We start from the raw sequence: 16,394 nt of genomic DNA, 5'->3' as shown, positions 1-16,394 counted from the left end.
TTCATAATATGTTCTCAGCCGAACCGTTCCAGTAGAAACGAAAATTCCGCAGCGTCATCCTGACACATCCGGGGATGACGCTGAAGCTCGGTTCTAACCCGCGATGTCGATCACGCCGCAGTCGCCTGTCTCGGTGCCGAAGGCGAGGCGGCGTTCGTCCTTGTCCCAGTTCATCGTGGAAATCGGCCCCTTGCCTTCGCGCTTGAGCAGGATTTCCTTGTTATCGGCGACACGAACCGCCAGCACCATGCCGTCGGCATAGCCGATAGCCAGGATCTCTTCGCTCGGATGAAAGGCAACGCAGGTCACCATCGTGTTGCCGCGCGTGCCGAGTTCGAGCGGCGGCTTGCCCATCGGGCCATCCTTGCCCTGGAACGGCCAAACGATCGCGGCCGGCGCGCCGGAAGAGGCGAGCCAGCGCCCCTTGTTGCTCCACGAAAAGCTCTTCACCTTGGCGGGATAGCCGGTCATTCGCATATGGCGGCCGTCCGACAGCTTCCAGCCATGCAGCGCATTTTCCTGCATGGTGGTAACGAGGAAGTCGCCGTTGGGCGAAAAGGTCACGCCGGTATGCGCGCCCGCCCATTCCATCTCCACCGGCTTGCCTTCCGTGCCGGGGAAATGCAGCGTTACGCCATTATAGCGGGCAACGCCAAAGCGCAGGCCCTTGGGCGCGAAGGCCAGGCCTTCCACCGAACGGGGATGCTCGAACGGCTTGATTGTCCCGTTGGCAAGGCGCGCGTAGGCGGTCCGGCCGCTGCCGAAAGCCACGACGCCTTGCGGTCCGGCAGCCACTGATGTGATCCACTTGCGCGGCGCTTCGTGCAGCACCTCGACTTCGGCTGAACCGCCGGAACGGCAGACCTTGCCATCTTCGCCGCCAGTCAGCAGCGCTTTGCCGGATTGTTCGACGCTCGCACAAAGCAGCCCGTCATGAACCTCCGTCCATTGATGACCATGGTCGAGCCGGTGGATCGTGCCATCGGCCAAAGCGAAATGCGGCACGCCGTCCAGAAAGACGGCGGCCACGCAGTGACCGTTGAGGTCGAGAGGTGCAACAGTGGGCATGCTTGATGACTGGCTTGTTTACTGGGCTTGGCAGGCTTCGAAGGAGCGCGTCAGCTTCTCTCGATCGAGATCGCGGCCGATGAAAACAAGGCGCGATTCATGCTTCTCGTCGTCCTTCCAGGGGCGCTGATGGTCGCCTTCCACGATCATGTGAACGCCCTGAACCACATAGCGATCCGGATCGTCCTTGATCGCGATGATGCCCTTGAGGCGCAGGATGTTGGGGCCATCGGCCTGCGTGACCTTGTCCAGCCACGGGAAGAAGCGCTTTGGATCCATTTCGCCGCCGCGCAGCGAAACCGACTGCACCGTCACATCATGGATCGGCGACACATCGCCGTGGTGGTGGTGATCGTGGCCATGGTGATCATGTCCATGGTCATGCGCATGATGATGATGATCATGGCCGCAATCGGGACCGCAGACATGATCGTGATCGTGGTCATGATGGTGGTCATGATCATGCGCTTCCTCGAGGAAGTGCGGATCGTTTTCCAGCACGCGGTTCAGATCGAAAGCGCCGCGATCGAGCACATTGGCGAGATCGACGCCCGAGCGCGTTGCACGGTAGATCTTTGCGCTTGGATTGATGGCGCGGATCGTGGCTTCCACCTTGCGGATCTCGTCTTCGGACACGAGATCGACCTTGTTCAACACGACAACATCGGCAAAGGCGATTTGGTCTTCGGCCTCGCGGCTATCCTTCAGGCGCAGCGGCAGGTGCTTGGCATCGACCAGCGCCACCACGGCATCAAGCCGGGTCTTGGCGCGCACGTCGTCATCCATGAAGAAGGTCTGTGCCACCGGCACCGGATCGGCTAACCCGGTGGTTTCCACCACAATCGCATCGAAGCGGCCAGGGCGGCGCATCAGGCCTTCCACCACGCGGATCAGATCGCCGCGCACCGTGCAGCACACGCAGCCATTGTTCATCTCGTAGATTTCCTCGTCGGATTCCACGATCAGGTCATTGTCGATGCCGATCTCGCCGAATTCGTTGACGATCACCGCATACCGCTTGCCATGGGCTTCACTCAGGATGCGGTTGAGAAGCGTCGTCTTGCCGGCACCGAGATAACCGGTGAGCACGGTCACCGGGATCTGTGCCGGCGCCTGTGATGCGGCCTGTGATGCGGACTGCGTTGCGGCTTCGCTCATGGCGGACCTCTTTGGGATGTTATAGTGTTTCGCAGTTCATATAGGACGATGTTATGGCGATTGCACGACCTGATCGCAGGTGAAGAGTGCTGCCCTAGTCGAAGGTCGCAAGGTCGAAGCGCGCGACATCCTCCAGCAGTTCAACGAAGCCGCGCGCAGCGTGATCGAGAATGCGATTGCCGAGTTCCGGCGTTGCGGCGGCTGCATTACCGACCACACCATCCGCCGAAAGGTCGCTCATCAGCCAACCGAAGGCATGCGGCCCGTAAGCACGCAGATGCTTGAAGCGGGCGCCAAATTCGCTTTGCTGCGAGGGAAAATCCCGCGCCTTTCCCATGTCGACCTGATCCGGTGCGAGCGCCAGCATCACCGCCGTTTCAACAAGCCCGCCATGAATGCCGAGCGCTTTCTCTCCCGGTGACACAAGTCCTTCGGGCAATGAAAAGCGCGTCCAGCTCGTGGCCACCGCCAGCATGTTGAAGCGCTGACGCAGTTCGGTTGTCACCACCGTCATCAAGGGCGAGTTGCCGCCATGGGCGTTAAGGAGAACGAAGCGGCGGACACCGGCCTTGTTCAAGCTTGCACCGATCCCGATCCAGCGTTCCACGGCTTCGTTGAAGGTGAGGCTCTTCGTGCCGGCGACATGCAGATGTTCAGGCGAATACCCGACGGGCTCGACCGGCAGGACATGAACGTCGAGGCCCGGCGACAACAAGGCTTGCGCCCGTTCAACCACGCCCTGGGCGATGATCGTGTCCGTTTCGAACGGCAGATGCGGCCCATGCTGCTCGGTTGCGCCGAGCGGCAGAACGGCGATCGTGCTTGTTTGTTTGTCGGCTTCTGTTTTCGTCATCTGCTTGTAACATCACCGTGGCAAGCGAGCTTTGCCCATGAAAGGGTCCAGTGCCTGCGCAGCTTTAGAGTTTCACACTCTAGAAGGTGTAGCATGCACGGGTGGTCAAGTCGCAGTCAGGCGGTCCCGAGGGAAAGATGGCAAAATCGGAAAAAGGGACGGTGCTGACGCGCCTCCAGTCCAGTGCAAGGCTTTCGCGCACGGCGCTTGCCTCGCGGCTGCTCGCTCACGGCTTTTATGCCGGTCAGGACCAGATCATGCTGGCGCTCGCGCAGGATGATGGTCAAACGCCGAGCCAGCTCGCCGCGCGTCTGGGCGTGCGTCCGCCAACCATCACCAAGACGATCAATCGTCTGGCGGGGCAGGGCTTTCTGCTCAAGGCACAGTCCACCGAAGATGCCCGTCAGGCCCATGTGTCGCTGACGGAAACCGGACGCGATGCCATCAAGGCCATCGAAAAGTCCATCCGCAAAACCGAGAAGCTCGCTTTGAAGGGCCTCGACAAGAAAGATCAGAAAACCCTTTTCAAGCTTCTGAGCAAGATCGAGGGCAATCTCACCGGCGCGCTGGTCGCAGACACCGATGCAGACGACGTCGTCGAACTGGAAGAAGCCGTCGCCGCAGAATAGCGGCAGACAGTGCTTGGCAAAAACAGTTCCGTCTTCGTCTGTCGCATGGCATAAGCCCCAACAACTGATTTAGGGGGCATAGTCTTATCCCCGATCCTGGTGCGGCTCGGAGGATCAAGCTGGCGCAGAAGATCAAATTGTCGACGATTGCGGATGCGCTTGGCGTGTCGACGGCGACCGTTTCGCTCGCCTTGCGCGACAGTCCGCTCGTTGCCGGCTCGACGCGCGAGCGCATCAAGGAGCATGCCCGCGCGATCGGCTACATCTATAATCGCCGCGCAGCCAGCCTTCGCACGTCGCGCTCCGGCATCGTGGGTGTCGTGGTTCACGACATCATGAACCCGTTCTTTGCCGAAATTCTGCGCTCGATCGAAACCGAACTCGACCGCAGCCGTCAGACCTTCATTCTGTCCAACCATTACGACCAGCTCGAAAAGCAGCGCACCTTTCTCGATACGCTGCTGCAGCTGGGCGCCGATGGCGTGATCATGTCACCGGCGATCGGCACGCCGGCCGCTGATATCGGAATGGCCGAAGACAACGGCCTGCCTGTCGTGCTGATCGCGCGCGAAGTCGTTGGAGCCGAAGTGCCCGTGTTTCGCGGCAATGACGCGTTTGGCGTCGGGCTCGCTACTGACCATCTGATTTCGCTCGGCCATCGCCGCATCGCGATGGTGGGCGGCACCGATCAGACTTCGACCGGCCGCGATCGCTACCAGGGCTATGTCGCCGCGATGGAACGCGCCGGCATTCCCGTTGATCCGAGCTGGCGGGTCGCCGGACCACGCACGAAGCTTGCCGGTTTCGAAGCCGCGCCGCGCTTTCTCGACATTGCGGACAAGCCAACGGCGGCCGTGTGCTGGAACGATCTCGTGGCCATCGGCCTGATGAACGGCCTGGCGCGCGCCGGACTGGTGCCGGGTGTCGATGTTTCCGTCACCGGCTATGACGATCTGGAAGAAGCGTCCATCGCAACACCGGCGCTCACCACCGTCTGGAACGGTCAGCGGGAAGTCGGCCGCAGGGCAGCACGCGCGCTGCTCGACCGTTTGAACGGGGCAACCGTGCAGCTGCCGCAGGATCTGATTACGCCGGAGCTGCATGTGCGCCAATCCACGGGCGAGCCTGTCGAGCGCAGCTGAGGCCAAAAAAAAGCGGCCCGGAGGCCGCTCTTTCTTGTTCCGAACTGATCGACTTAGTTGACGCTGTCGAACATGCCGAGACCGCTTTCGTTGCGGGTATCGGCCGGCACGGCCTTGTTGTCGCGAACAACCGAGCGGATGCGCGGCTGAGCGGACGAACCGTTGGTCATCACCGAACCAATCGACGACGTGGTCGAGCGATCGATGTTGGCGCCGTCCATACGAGCGCCCGGCGAGCTGTCCGGACCGCGATAGTAGGCGCCGCCCTGGTCGAACAAGCCGACATTGGCTTCAGTCTGGGTACCGACGGCCTGAGCCGACGCAACGCCAGCGGTTGCACTCAGAACGGCGGCGGCAATAGCAAACATCTTCATAGACATACGAATATCCTGTCATTCAAAAAGGGGTGTTACGAAAAATAAGATCGTCATCTCGCAACTGCAGTAGAAACGATGCTGCGCTGCAAAAGTTTCACGAGACGCCGTAATATACAAAGCTGTGATCGCGCGTGATCTGCACGGCACATACAAAAACAGCGGGCCGAAGCCCGCTGTTTTCAAGCAATGGGTAAGCCGAAGCTTACATCATGCCGTTGACCTTCTTACACACGTTCAGCGTGGACTCTGGGAGGTCCTTGTTCTGAGCGGTGAATTCATCCGTGCAGCCGGCGCGAACAGCAGCCTGCTCTTCGGGGGTCAGACCCTGCCAGTAGGTGTTGATCTCTTCGTCGGACTTCATCGTGCCCATCGAGGAGTCGGTGTAGAAGCTGCCAACAACGGCATCGCTCGGGATTGCCGGAGCAACAGCCGTGCCGTCGCTCTTGTTGCCAACGGTTTCACCTGGCAGTTCCGGAACACCCTTGCCGGTGTTTTCGGTGGTGGCTTCCGAGCCGCCCGACTGGGTCGGGGTTTCGATAGCGGTCTGAGCATAAGCGGCGCCGGCGGTCATCGAAGCGGCGAGGGCGAGTGCGAGAAGCTTGGTCTTCATAGCAGAATTCCTTTCATGATCTCAGGTTGACCATCGTAGCGGACGATCGCTTACATAACGGCGCTCCCCAGCCAAGGTTCCGTATTCCCCGCAGAAGACTCTGTTGCCGATCACTGCTTTGGCATACTGAACGCTATGTTTGATCGAACGGAGCGTCCTTCATGACTAATGATCGTCCCTTGATCCTTGTTTCCGGCAAGCTGATTTCGCACGTCCTGACGCGGCTCGCCGACCGGTTCGACATCAAGGAGATCGCGCGTCCCGATGCCGAGCTCCTCCAACCAGACGATCGCGAGCGCGTGCGTGGCATTGCCGCGAGCTTTCTCGGCGTGCCCGCTTCGTTGATCGATGCGCTGCCCAACCTCGAGATCATCGCAAGCTACGGCGTCGGTTATGATGCGGTGGATGCCGGCCATGCCGCCGAGAAGACCGTGGTGGTCACCAACACGCCCGATGTTTTGACCGACGAAGTCGCCGACACGGCCATTGCGCTTCTTTTGAATACGCTGCGCGATTTCAACCGGGCCGAACGCTATCTGCGCGACGGATCCTGGCCCGATGGTCCGTTTCCCCTGTCCAAGGGAACGCTGCGCAATCGCCGGGTCGGCATTTTCGGCATGGGGCGCATCGGTCTGGCCATCGCGCGCCGGCTTGAAGGCTTCGGCGTTGCCATCGCCTACCATAATCGCCGCCCAGTGGACGGTGTGCCTTATACCTATCATGCCACGCTTGGGGATCTCGCGGCTGCCTGCGATACGCTGATCAACGTCGCGCCTGCCACCGCGCAAACCACCCGCGCTGTTGATGCCGCCATCCTTCAGGCGCTGGGCGAGGATGGCGTGTTCATCAATGTCGGCCGCGGCGCCACGGTTGATGAAGAAGCCCTCATCGAAGCACTCCAAGCCAGGACGATCCTCGCCGCTGGCCTCGATGTGTTTGCCAACGAGCCCCATGTGCCGCAGGCGCTGCTCGATGCCGACAACGCCGTGCTTTTGCCGCATGTCGCATCCGCCTCGCAGCATACGCGCAAGGCAATGGCCGATCTTCTGGTGGACAATCTCGAAAGCTGGTTCGACCGGGGCGAGGCGCTGACGCCCGTTCCCGAAACCGCTGCGATCAGCCGAAAGGCCTAAACCTTATTCGGCTGCCTGTTGCATCCCGCGGCTGGCGTAATCCCGCACGGCATCGCCAAACGCGCGAAACAGTTTGGCGGATGTCTCGTCGCTTGCCGCCCAATATTCCGGATGCCATTGCACGCCGACGGCAAAGGCCTTGGCATCCCTCACCGACACGGCTTCCACCGTGTTGTCGGGCGCCACGGCTTCGACCTGCAGGCGCTCGCCAAGGCGATCCACGGCTTGGCGATGCAGGCTGTTGATCTGGATCTCGCCGTCGCCGAACAGATCGGCTAGACAGGAGCCCGGCTTGATCGTCACGGCCTGGCGAATGGCGAAGCGGTGATCCGGATCCTCGCTTTCCGGCGCGCGATGATCCATCGATCCGTCGCGTTCCTGAATTTCGGTCGCCAGCGAGCCGCCCATCGCCACATTCATCTCCTGAATGCCGCGGCAGATCGCCAGGAGCGGAATGCCGCGTTCGATCGCGCGCCGGATCAGAGGCAGCGAGGTGGCGTCGCGATCGGGATCATAAGGCCCGTTCGCTTCCGTTGCTTCCTGGCCATAAAGGGTCGGATGCACGTTGCTCTTGGAACCGGTGATCATCACGCCATCGACCCGGTCGAGCAGCGCGTCGATGTCGAGCCGGTCGCCGAAGGCCGGCACCAGAACCGGCATCACGCCCGACACGCTCATTGCCGCTTCCAGATACTGATGCGGCGCGGCATGCCAGGTGTAACCGTCGAAGTCGCGCTTGTCGGTGGGCACCGCAATCATGGGCAGGGTCATGGAAGTCTCTCCGGCGCGGCGCATGCTGATCCACCGCTTTGATCGCTCATTTAAGCCCGGCGTCGCCTTGCGCCAAGCTTGTTCAGCCGCTGAAAAACGAAGCCAGACCCTGGCCGGCTGCCAAGGCAAGGTAGGCCAGCACGGCGAAGTAGATGACGGTCGCCACGAGTGTCAGATACCCGAACAACACGAACAGCCCGTCGCGCTGCGAAATGCCGAGGCACAGAAACAGGGTCGCGAAAGCCGGCAGTGTGTTGGAAAACGGGATCAGCCCCAGCGGGAAGATCAGCAGAATGCCGCCGGCCATGATGCCGAAGCCGTTCAGCCGATTAACGAAGGCTCCGTCCGTCAAGGCCCGCAGACGCGGCCGGATCACGCGCTCGATCTTCGCCACCATGTCGGCGCCGCGCTTGAGGATCCCGTTCAGCTTGTCGGCATCGAGCGGACGATCCATCAGCCGCTCGGGCAGCCACGGCGCGCGATTGGTGATGATGCCGATGCTGATCAGGATGATGGCGATCCCGAACACGGTGGACACGCCGGGGATCGAAACGGGCAGCAGGAACGGAATGGTGAGCAGCGCGCATAGGAGAAGCAGCCCTTGTTCGCCGATCATCTGCACGAGTTCGCGCAGCGTCACCTGCTCGCCGCGGATCTGGCTGATCGTGCGCATCAGCGCGCCGCGCAGTGATTCCGAACTATCCTGAAAATCTGTCATCCACTCGTCATCCGCTCGCCGCTTCTCGTTGTTTGCGGCACGCGGCCACTGCGCGCCTCATATGGGGTCTTTGTTCCTGTTTCCAGATCACGCGCATCGGCTTTCCACCTTGCGGCGCCGTTCTGTGCAACCTGATGCTTTTTGCGGCTAAGGGATTAAGGCGCGCTGCTGGACACGCTGTGTCGAGCGTGTATCTATGCGCTACCAAGCCGGCAGCCGGACTGGCGCCGCGAGGAGTTTCAAACAAGAATTCGGTGTTCACGAATTCAGACGATGGCGGAGGAGAATATCATGGATCGTCGTAGTTTCATCACCAAGGCAGGCTTTGCGGGCGCGGGCGCAGCCGCTGCAGCCACAACGCTTGCCGCACCGGCCATTGCGCAGGAAAATCCGAAGATCACTTGGCGCATCGCCTCGTCCTTCCCGAAGTCGCTCGAAACCATCTATGGCGGCGCGCCGGATCTCGCCAAGATGATGAGCGAAGCCACCGACGGCAACTTCACCCTGCAGCCTTTCGCAGCCGGTGAAATCGTGCCGGGCCTTCAAGCCATGGATGCCGCTTCCGCGGGCACGGTCGAGGTCGCGCATACCGTCGGCTATTATTATGTCGGCAAGGATCCGACCTGGGCGCTCGGTTCGGCCGTTCCGTTCGCGCTCAATGCGCGCGGCATGAACGCCTGGATGTATCATGGCGGCGGCATGGAGCTTTACAACGAGTTCCTCGGCAAGAGCGGCCTGATCGGCTTCCCAGGCGGCAACACCGGCACCCAGATGGGCGGCTGGTTCCGCAAGGAAATCAAGACCGTTGCCGACCTTCAGGGTCTCAAGATGCGCATCGCCGGCATTGCCGGTCAGGTGCTGACCAAGCTCGGCGTCGTGCCGCAGCAGCTCGCCGGCGGCGACATCTATCCGTCGCTCGAGCGCGGCACGATCGATGCGGCCGAATGGGTCGGCCCGCATGACGACGAGAAGCTCGGCTTCCAGAAGGTCGCGCCGTTCTACTACTATCCGGGCTTCTGGGAAGGTGGTCCGACTGTCCACTTCATGTTCAACAAGTCGGCCTATGACGGCCTGCCGGATCGCTACAAGTCGCTGCTGCGCACGGCGTGCCAGGCGACCGACGCGAACATGCTGCAGAAGTACGACTATCTGAACCCGATCGCGATCCGCAAGCTCGTCGCCAACGGCGCCCAGCTGCGTCCGTTCAGCCCCGAGATCATGCAGGCAAGCTTCGATGCGACGAACGAGTTGTTCGCCGAGATCGAAACCAACAATGCCGACTTCAAGAAGATCTGGGATTCGATCAAGGCGTTCCGCAAGGAAAACTACCTGTACACGCAGGTCGCCGATTACCCGTTCGACAGCTTCATGGTCTCGCTCCAGCGCGCCAACAAGCTGTAAGCGACAACCTTAATCGACCAGGAAAACCCCGGCCATTGCGCCGGGGTTTTTTGTTGGAGAGGTGGAAAGAAGAAATTCTGCAGCTGCTGCCACCTACCTCCCTTCTCTCAGTTTTGGAAAGGAGGAGCGCTCAAACGTTTTGCGTTCTTCGTCATCCTTAGGCGGAGCCGGAGCGCGAGCGCAGGCGTAGACCCGAGGATCTATGCCTGAATGCTTGCCAGCGCGTGGCGGAAGGATCAGTGGTGCTCACTACTGCCTTTTTGCGGCATGGATCCTCGGGTCAAGCCCGAGGATGACGAAGCGGAGAGGGTTCCGACTTCCCGTTCCCCGTCGGTGAGCATCGGAGAAAACGCCAGCTTCCCCTTTCCCATTGTGAGGCTCGGAGGGGGTATGAGACCTGCGGCTCGCTTTGGGTAATGGCTGAGCGTGGCGAAATCGGATGAGCGGTGTTCCAGTTTATTAGCTCACCGCCGCACCCCTTACCCCGTTTCCGCTGACGGGTCGATCCACCTTCTCCCACAAGGGGAGAAGGCCCCGCACTCCACACCTTCGTCATCCTTGGGCGGAGCCGGAGCGGCAGCCTGAACGGCTGAATTTCGCGCGGCCGTGCATATGCGTGCGGTGTGCTGGTTCGGCTGGCCCGGCATGGATCCTCGGATCAAGTCCGAGGATGACGAAGCGGGAAGGCTGCCGCCAAGCGTTTGATTTTACTTCCGCAACAAAAATCCGGTCATCAAATCTATCCACGCCTCCACCCACCCCATCTATCCTTCCCCCATCGCCCTCACGGGAACTCTGGTGCGCACCGGGGATCAGGGGAGGGCGGCGGTGTCCGGGTTGGTTGAACTACGGTAGTTCGACTTGGAGGGTAGTCAGTCCCTCCCCAAACCCGGACCCTGTGCTGGTCAGTGCGGGAGCACTCGGTGAGGTGGCGACTAGTCTGCACCGAGCCCGCCCACCGGCATCGGGGTGAAAGCACCGACGGACGCGAGATGGCCGCGCCGTATAATATTTAATAAGAGGCGCGGAAACTTGCGTCCGCTTCCCAAGCATCTGCGCGGGAAGGCGCACATGCACGCGCGCAAACGGCGCGTGCTTTCATGCTCTTTCCCGTTCTTTGACAAGGATTGACACCCCAGCACATGCCGCCAATTCCCGGCGCGTGTCCGGGTTTGGGAGGCGCGGTTTCACGACTTGCCGATCCGGTGTCTGCTTGAAGCGCATACGCAGAAGAAGGGCGCCGGCTGGAAGACCGATAGCTGCTTCAGCCAAGAAAAAGCCCCGGCCTTTCAGCCGGGGCTCGTGTTTAATCAGCGAACAATCTTCAGTTGAAGGATGGCGGCTGGGAAAGATCCGGTGGCGGTGGGGCCGCCGGTTGCACGGGCTGGGCCGGCTGGCCATCCTGTCCGGGAATGGCTGGCGGCGCACCGAAGGAGGGCGGTGATTCCAGCCCCGGCAGCTCGAAGCTCGGCATGCCGCCGCCCTGATCACCGAAGCCCGGGATGTCGATCTGGATCGTGCTTGGATCGACGGCTTCCGCATTGCCCTTGTAGTGCATCACCATGCCCGGGAAGATGATGACGAGCGCCACCATCAGGAGCTGAATCCCCACGAAGGGCACGGCTCCCCAGTAGATCTGGCCGGTGGTGATGGGCTCGATCTTCTTGCCCGTGATCCGGTCGAGATAGGGCACGCGGGCCGCGACCGAGCGCAGGAAGAACAGCGCAAAGCCGAACGGCGGATGCATGAAGCTCGTTTGCATATTGACCCCGAGCAGCACGCCGAACCAGATCAGATCGATGCCGAGCGCACTGGCAGCCGGTGCCAAGAGCGGCACGATGATGAAGGCGAGCTCGAAGAAATCCAGGAAGAAGGCCAGGAAGAAGACGAGCAGGTTGACCGTAATCAGGAAGCCCGTTTCGCCACCCGGCATGGAGGTCAGGAGATGCTCCACCCACAGATGGCCGTTTACGCCATAGAAGGTCAGGGAGAACACGCGTGCGCCAAGCAGGATGAACATCACGAAGGCCGACAACCGCGTGGTCGACATCAGCGCGCCGGTGATCACGCTCATGTTCAGCCGGCCCTTGAAGGCGGCCAGGATCAGGGCGCCGACCGCACCCATGGCACCGCCTTCGGTGGGCGTCGCAATGCCGAGGAAGATCGTGCCGAGTACCAGGAACACCAGCGCCAGCGGCGGGATGAGCACCACGATCACCTGCTGCGCCAGGCGCGACATGATGTTCAGGCCCATCGCCCGGTCGACGATTGTGAAGATGTATATCACGAGAACGCCGACCACGCCGCCGAGAATATCGGCATCGGCGCCTTGCGTCGGCGACAGGAGCACATGCGCGGCATAGCCGATGCCGGCGCAAACCAGTAGCGCCACGAGCAGCGACGTCACGCCGTGACCGAGCGTGCGCGCTTCCGGCGGCAGGGCGGGCATCGACTTCGGCCGGATGATCGACATGATCATGATGTAACTGAGATACAGGCACACCAGGATGATGCCGGGGATCAGCGCGCCCTTGTACATGTCGCCGACCGAGCGGCCGAGCTGGTCGGCAAGAACGATCAGAACGAGCGAAGGCGGAATGATCTGCGCCAGCGTGCCCGACGCCACGATGACGCCCGAGGCCATCCTGCGATCATAGCCGTAGCGCATCATGATCGGCAGCGAGATCAGGCCCATGGCGATCACGGAAGCCGCGACAACACCGGTGGTGGCCGCCAGAAGCGCGCCAACCAGGATCACCGCATAGGCCAGGCCACCGCGGATCGGGCCGAACAGTTGCCCGATCGTATCGAGCAGATCCTCCGCCATGCCGCTTTTTTCCAGCACAATCCCCATGAAGGTAAAGAAGGGGATCGCAAGCAGCGTTTCATTCGCCAACGTTCCCCAAAACCGGTCGGGCAGTGCGTATAGGAGTGGCCAGGATAGGTTGATGTTGCCGGCCGAAAGCGGTGCCAGTTCGACACCGATCACGAAGAACAGCAGGCCGTTGGCTGCAAGCGAAAAGGCGACCGGGTAACCAAGCAGCAGAAACACGATCAGCGACACGAACATGATCGGCGCCATGTTCTCGGCAATAAGCGCCATCATGGACGGAGATCCTCCGCAGTCGCACTGCCTTCCAGTTCGGCCGCTTCATGGGCCGACACGAAGGGAACGGGATCGGGAATCAACCCGCGTATGACCCCGATCTTCTTGATGATCTCGGACACGCCCTGCAGCGCCAGCATCACGAAGCCGATCAACAACAGCGACTTGGCCGGCCAGATTAGAAGACCGCCGGCGCTCGATGAGGTCTCGCCATTGCGGTACGACAGGAGGAAATAGGGCCAGAAATAGTAGATCATCAGCAGCACGAACGGCATGAGAAAGAAGACATGCCCGAACAGGTCGATCCAATGCTGCGTGCGGCGCGACCACATCCCATAGACGATGTCGACGCGGATATGCTCGTTCTGCTTCAGCGTATAAGCGGCAGCCAAAAGGAACGCGGCGCCGAACAGATACCATTGCAGCTCGAGCCAGGCGTTGGACGACATGTTGAACGCCTTGCGGATAATGGCGTTTCCGGCACTGACCAGGATCGCGGCCAGAATTGCCCAGGCAAAAACCTTGCCGATCAATTCGTTCACGCGATCAACGGCTCTCGCAAAAGCGAGCAAGGCTTTCATGAAGACCTCCTCCCACGGTGGCGCATCGTTGTGTCGGCGCACTTGAAACGATTGTATCCGCGATGTCGGAACCTACGCAACGCCAAGCATCCAACAATCACTCCGCGCACTAGCAGAGTTGTGCGAGGCTTAAAAGTGCGGCGAATGGATAAGTCGGAGAGGAGGGCGGATGCCGGGGAGGTGGCAGTGTCGCGGTGCGGGTTCTCGACGCCGAAGGCACCGTTGGCTTGACAGGGGCGCCAAAGACGTCCGCAATCGCGACAGGCCAGCTTCTTCCAGCCTCTGCTTCGACCCTGCGTTGGATGAGGAACCTCTAAACCTTTCTTAAGCAGGATGTGCAATCAAAGGGTGAGTAGCGGCACCAGGCAATGAGCAGCACGAAGCCCGACACAATACCGAAGGACGTCTACGTCCAGTTCATACGGTCTTTGTACGACAACGTGCACATGATCCTGATCGGATCTTTTTGCCATGCGATCACGACGTTCATGTCGTACTGGAAATCTGGTGCTGAGACTTATCTCTGGCTGACGATTGTTCTGGCTGGTCTCGGCTTAAGCCGCTTTCTGAGCATGTCGCGCGTCGTGCGCTTGTCCTTGCTGGTTGATTACGACAGCGCAAGGAAGTGTGAGCGCAACTACATCCTGCTGGGTTCCCTGCAAGGCTTGGCTCTGGGCAGCTATTGTTTTGCGGCGTTCTATATCGTTCCCGACCGCTTCTCGCAGATTGCGTCTCTCGCCGTCACACTTAGCTCACTTGTCACTGTGTCAGGTCGCAACTACGGCTCGCGCAGCATGGTTGCCATTTTCGCGGTCACGATCGTGTCGCCGATCTCGCTCGGACTGATCCTGCATGGCGAAACCCCATACGTCGTCCTTGGCCTCCTGATCTTTCCCTTTCTTTTCGTCTTGAAAGGCACCGCAGACCACGTTCGGTACGTCCTGTTTTCGGCTATCATCGGGCACAAACAGGCCCGGCAGATCGCCCAGCGCTTTGATCGAGCGCTGAACACGATGTCACACGGCTTGGTGATGGTGAATGCCGCCAATGTCGTTGTCGTGGCCAATGCTGAGGCTGCAGGCATGCTGCGGATGCATTCGGCTGATCGCATGATCGGTCGCACTCTGCATTCTCTTCTCAGGCGCAGTGTTGCCGCTGGCCTGATGGAAGCGAAAGACTGTTACTACGTGGAAAGCCAACTCGGCCGCGCCCTGCGAGACAAGCGCGACCGGAAGCTGCTTGTCAGTTTCGCCAATGGTCAGCATGTCGAGTTTTCTGCCCGCGAAGGATCCAATGATCTCGGCGTCATCACATTCGAAGATGTGACAGCAAGGATCGATGCGGAAGAACGTATCCGTTTCATGGCGCGTTATGACGGCCTGACGGGGCTTCCGAACCGTGCCTATTTTCACGAGTTGGTTACAGAACACATGGCAGGGGGCGACCGCAGCCGTCTATGCGGGCTCGTCGTGGTGGATCTGGATGACTTCAAGAGCGTCAATGATACGCTGGGACATCCAATCGGAGATGGCTTGATCTACGCTGTGGCGAGCAAGCTCAGCGCGTTCTCCTCTGAAGAGGTCATGGTCAGTCGATTCGGGGGCGACGAGTTCGTGTTGTTCTTCAACAAGGTGGAGGATGAGGGAGAGTTCCTCGGTCTGCTCGACGAGATATTCCTGAATGCCTCGGGAGATGTTGACGTCGCTGGTCATAATCTGCGGATGCAAGTCAGCGCCGGAGCGGTGATCTCGCAGGTTCAGCAGACCGATGTCGACTCCATGTTCGTGAAGGCGGATCTCGCGCTCTACAAAGCCAAGGAGCAGGGCAAGAACAGGTGGCGTTTGTTCGAAACCGCCATGGATGATGCCTTCCGTAGCCGGCAGATCATGAAGGCTGACCTGCGCAACGCTGTCGAGAATGGCAAGCTTCGCGTGCTTTACCAACCGATTGTAGGTCTCAACTCGATGCGGATTGACGGTTGTGAAGCGCTGTGCCGCTGGGATCATCCGGAACTCGGTCCGATATCGCCGGCTGTCTTTATACCGCTTGCGGAAGAGATTGGGATCATCTCCGAGATCAGCATCTTTGTGCTGAATACAGCCTGTCGTGAATGCCTGACTTGGCCGGACACCATCGGGGTGTCAGTCAACCTTTCCGCAAAAGATTTGCGCGATGGCAAAATCGTTGAGCAGGTCAGGATGGCCCTTGATCACTCCGGTCTCGAACCTTGCCGATTGGAGGTAGAGGTTACCGAAACCGCGCTGCTCGATGATAAGTCGCTCAGCCGCCACTATCTCGATGATCTGAAAGCGCTCGGTGTTCGGATCGCGTTGGATGACTTCGGAACTGGTTATTCCAGCCTCAGCTATCTTCACACCTTGCCGCTCGACAAGATCAAGATCGATCGCAGCTTTATCATGGATCTGACTCATGACGAGAAGTCGCTGACACTGCTCAAAGGCATCGTCAGCCTATCTCGTTCACTCGGCTTGCAGGTTACCGTGGAAGGCGTTGAAACGCTTGAGCAGTTGCGCATCCTTTCAGATACCGTCGAGCCGGATTTGCTGCAGGGCTTTCTGTTCGGAGCCGTGTTGACGGCATCCGGCGTCGACACGATCGCGTCCACCATGTGGCCGTTCGGTAAGCAGCTGCGAGCTGACAAGTCACGGCAAGGCCGACACGCCTTTCACGTCTGACGACATGCTCGAGGTTGAGCGCCAAGCCTGCTCCCGCGATCTCCAGGATAGATATGCACAGCAGAAAACTTAAGGTTAACAAAAGGTAAATAGCACCATTCGAATTTTCGGCTTTACTGATGTGATGGGCACGCTAACGTCGCGCCCAGGC

14 protein-coding genes are annotated in these 16,394 nt (G+C 60.2%); 5 read left to right on the top strand and 9 right to left on the bottom strand.

Translation table 11 applies throughout. The features are described from left to right. Window positions 1-93: 93 nt before the first annotated feature. The 3 genes from JYU29_RS17440 to JYU29_RS17430 form a co-directional block, all read right to left on the bottom strand. Complete coding sequence (locus tag JYU29_RS17440) at window positions 94-1,068, bottom strand: WD40 repeat domain-containing protein (RefSeq protein WP_213986139.1); 975 nt, start codon at window positions 1,066-1,068, stop codon at window positions 94-96. Window positions 1,069-1,086: 18 nt separating this feature from the next. Next, entirely contained in the window at window positions 1,087-2,226 is a 1,140-nt protein-coding gene (locus tag JYU29_RS17435; protein ID WP_213986138.1) for a CobW family GTP-binding protein, read from the bottom strand. A 94-nt stretch (window positions 2,227-2,320) separates the two neighbouring features. Next, on the bottom strand, window positions 2,321-3,079 hold the full coding sequence (locus JYU29_RS17430; protein ID WP_213986137.1) for a creatininase family protein: 759 nt from the start codon (window positions 3,077-3,079) through the stop codon (window positions 2,321-2,323). A gap of 137 nt (window positions 3,080-3,216) precedes the next feature. Between JYU29_RS17430 and JYU29_RS17425 the strand changes: the two genes are divergently transcribed. Both JYU29_RS17425 and JYU29_RS17420 read left to right on the top strand, forming a co-directional pair. Beyond that, entirely contained in the window at window positions 3,217-3,708 is a 492-nt protein-coding gene (locus JYU29_RS17425; protein WP_213986136.1) for a MarR family winged helix-turn-helix transcriptional regulator, read from the top strand. A 119-nt stretch (window positions 3,709-3,827) separates the two neighbouring features. Further along, entirely contained in the window at window positions 3,828-4,850 is a 1,023-nt protein-coding gene (locus JYU29_RS17420; RefSeq protein ID WP_213986288.1) for a LacI family DNA-binding transcriptional regulator, read from the top strand. 53 nt (window positions 4,851-4,903) lie between these two features. Here JYU29_RS17420 and JYU29_RS17415 read toward each other — a convergent pair whose 3' ends face one another. Together JYU29_RS17415 and JYU29_RS17410 are read right to left on the bottom strand one after the other, a co-directional pair. Further along, window positions 4,904-5,230 carry a hypothetical protein gene (locus tag JYU29_RS17415; RefSeq protein ID WP_213986135.1) on the bottom strand — a complete coding sequence of 109 codons (327 nt, stop codon included), beginning with the start codon at window positions 5,228-5,230 and terminating at the stop codon, window positions 4,904-4,906. 199 nt (window positions 5,231-5,429) lie between these two features. Further along, a complete protein-coding gene (locus tag JYU29_RS17410; RefSeq protein ID WP_213986134.1) occupies window positions 5,430-5,837 on the bottom strand; it encodes a hypothetical protein in 408 nt (135 codons plus the stop codon). A 161-nt stretch (window positions 5,838-5,998) separates the two neighbouring features. Between JYU29_RS17410 and JYU29_RS17405 the strand changes: the two genes are divergently transcribed. Beyond that, window positions 5,999-6,970, top strand: a complete 972-nt coding sequence (locus JYU29_RS17405) for a 2-hydroxyacid dehydrogenase (protein WP_213986133.1) — start codon at window positions 5,999-6,001, stop codon at window positions 6,968-6,970. Between the two features lie 3 nt (window positions 6,971-6,973). Here JYU29_RS17405 and JYU29_RS17400 read toward each other — a convergent pair whose 3' ends face one another. Both JYU29_RS17400 and JYU29_RS17395 read right to left on the bottom strand, forming a co-directional pair. Continuing rightward, complete coding sequence (locus JYU29_RS17400) at window positions 6,974-7,741, bottom strand: gamma-glutamyl-gamma-aminobutyrate hydrolase family protein (protein ID WP_213986132.1); 768 nt, start codon at window positions 7,739-7,741, stop codon at window positions 6,974-6,976. Window positions 7,742-7,823: 82 nt separating this feature from the next. Further along, window positions 7,824-8,459: an exopolysaccharide biosynthesis protein gene (locus JYU29_RS17395; RefSeq protein WP_213986131.1), complete on the bottom strand. Its 636-nt coding sequence runs from the start codon at window positions 8,457-8,459 to the stop codon at window positions 7,824-7,826. Window positions 8,460-8,750: 291 nt separating this feature from the next. Between JYU29_RS17395 and JYU29_RS17390 the strand changes: the two genes are divergently transcribed. Beyond that, window positions 8,751-9,860 carry a TRAP transporter substrate-binding protein gene (locus tag JYU29_RS17390; RefSeq protein ID WP_213986130.1) on the top strand — a complete coding sequence of 370 codons (1,110 nt, stop codon included), beginning with the start codon at window positions 8,751-8,753 and terminating at the stop codon, window positions 9,858-9,860. A gap of 1,324 nt (window positions 9,861-11,184) precedes the next feature. On the opposite strand, the gene JYU29_RS17385 is transcribed toward JYU29_RS17390, so the two are convergent. After that, on the bottom strand, window positions 11,185-12,966 hold the full coding sequence (locus tag JYU29_RS17385) for a TRAP transporter large permease (RefSeq protein WP_213986129.1): 1,782 nt from the start codon (window positions 12,964-12,966) through the stop codon (window positions 11,185-11,187). Beyond that, entirely contained in the window at window positions 12,963-13,547 is a 585-nt protein-coding gene (locus JYU29_RS17380; RefSeq protein ID WP_213986128.1) for a TRAP transporter small permease subunit, read from the bottom strand. Before JYU29_RS17380 ends, JYU29_RS17385 begins: the two co-directional genes overlap by 4 nt. 446 nt (window positions 13,548-13,993) lie before the next feature. Between JYU29_RS17380 and JYU29_RS17375 the strand changes: the two genes are divergently transcribed. Continuing rightward, window positions 13,994-16,243, top strand: coding sequence for a putative bifunctional diguanylate cyclase/phosphodiesterase (locus JYU29_RS17375; protein ID WP_431192876.1), 2,250 nt, complete (start codon window positions 13,994-13,996; stop codon window positions 16,241-16,243). The last annotated feature ends 151 nt before the right edge of the window (window positions 16,244-16,394 follow it).

The sequence above is a fragment of the Tianweitania aestuarii genome (assembly GCF_018457165.1).
Classification (GTDB): Bacteria; Pseudomonadota; Alphaproteobacteria; order Rhizobiales; family Rhizobiaceae; genus Tianweitania; species Tianweitania aestuarii.
Note: the sequence above shows the minus strand (reverse complement) of the source record. Positions and strands in the feature narration are given on the sequence as shown.

Excerpts from the sequence above, each read along its gene's own strand:
- JYU29_RS17440 (WP_213986139.1), bottom strand. The coding sequence starts at position 1,068 with ATGCCCACTGTTGCACCTCTCGACCTCAACGGTCACTGCGTGGCCGCC.
- JYU29_RS17435 (WP_213986138.1), bottom strand. The coding sequence starts at position 2,226 with ATGAGCGAAGCCGCAACGCAGTCCGCATCACAGGCCGCATCACAGGCG.
- JYU29_RS17430 (WP_213986137.1), bottom strand. The coding sequence starts at position 3,079 with ATGACGAAAACAGAAGCCGACAAACAAACAAGCACGATCGCCGTTCTG.
- JYU29_RS17425 (WP_213986136.1), top strand. The coding sequence starts at position 3,217 with ATGGCAAAATCGGAAAAAGGGACGGTGCTGACGCGCCTCCAGTCCAGT.
- JYU29_RS17415 (WP_213986135.1), bottom strand. The coding sequence starts at position 5,230 with ATGTCTATGAAGATGTTTGCTATTGCCGCCGCCGTTCTGAGTGCAACC.
- JYU29_RS17410 (WP_213986134.1), bottom strand. The coding sequence starts at position 5,837 with ATGAAGACCAAGCTTCTCGCACTCGCCCTCGCCGCTTCGATGACCGCC.
- JYU29_RS17405 (WP_213986133.1), top strand. The coding sequence starts at position 5,999 with ATGACTAATGATCGTCCCTTGATCCTTGTTTCCGGCAAGCTGATTTCG.
- JYU29_RS17400 (WP_213986132.1), bottom strand. The coding sequence starts at position 7,741 with ATGACCCTGCCCATGATTGCGGTGCCCACCGACAAGCGCGACTTCGAC.
- JYU29_RS17395 (WP_213986131.1), bottom strand. The coding sequence starts at position 8,459 with ATGACAGATTTTCAGGATAGTTCGGAATCACTGCGCGGCGCGCTGATG.
- JYU29_RS17390 (WP_213986130.1), top strand. The coding sequence starts at position 8,751 with ATGGATCGTCGTAGTTTCATCACCAAGGCAGGCTTTGCGGGCGCGGGC.
- JYU29_RS17385 (WP_213986129.1), bottom strand. The coding sequence starts at position 12,966 with ATGATGGCGCTTATTGCCGAGAACATGGCGCCGATCATGTTCGTGTCG.
- JYU29_RS17380 (WP_213986128.1), bottom strand. The coding sequence starts at position 13,547 with ATGAAAGCCTTGCTCGCTTTTGCGAGAGCCGTTGATCGCGTGAACGAA.
- JYU29_RS17375 (WP_431192876.1), top strand. The coding sequence starts at position 13,994 with ATGATCCTGATCGGATCTTTTTGCCATGCGATCACGACGTTCATGTCG.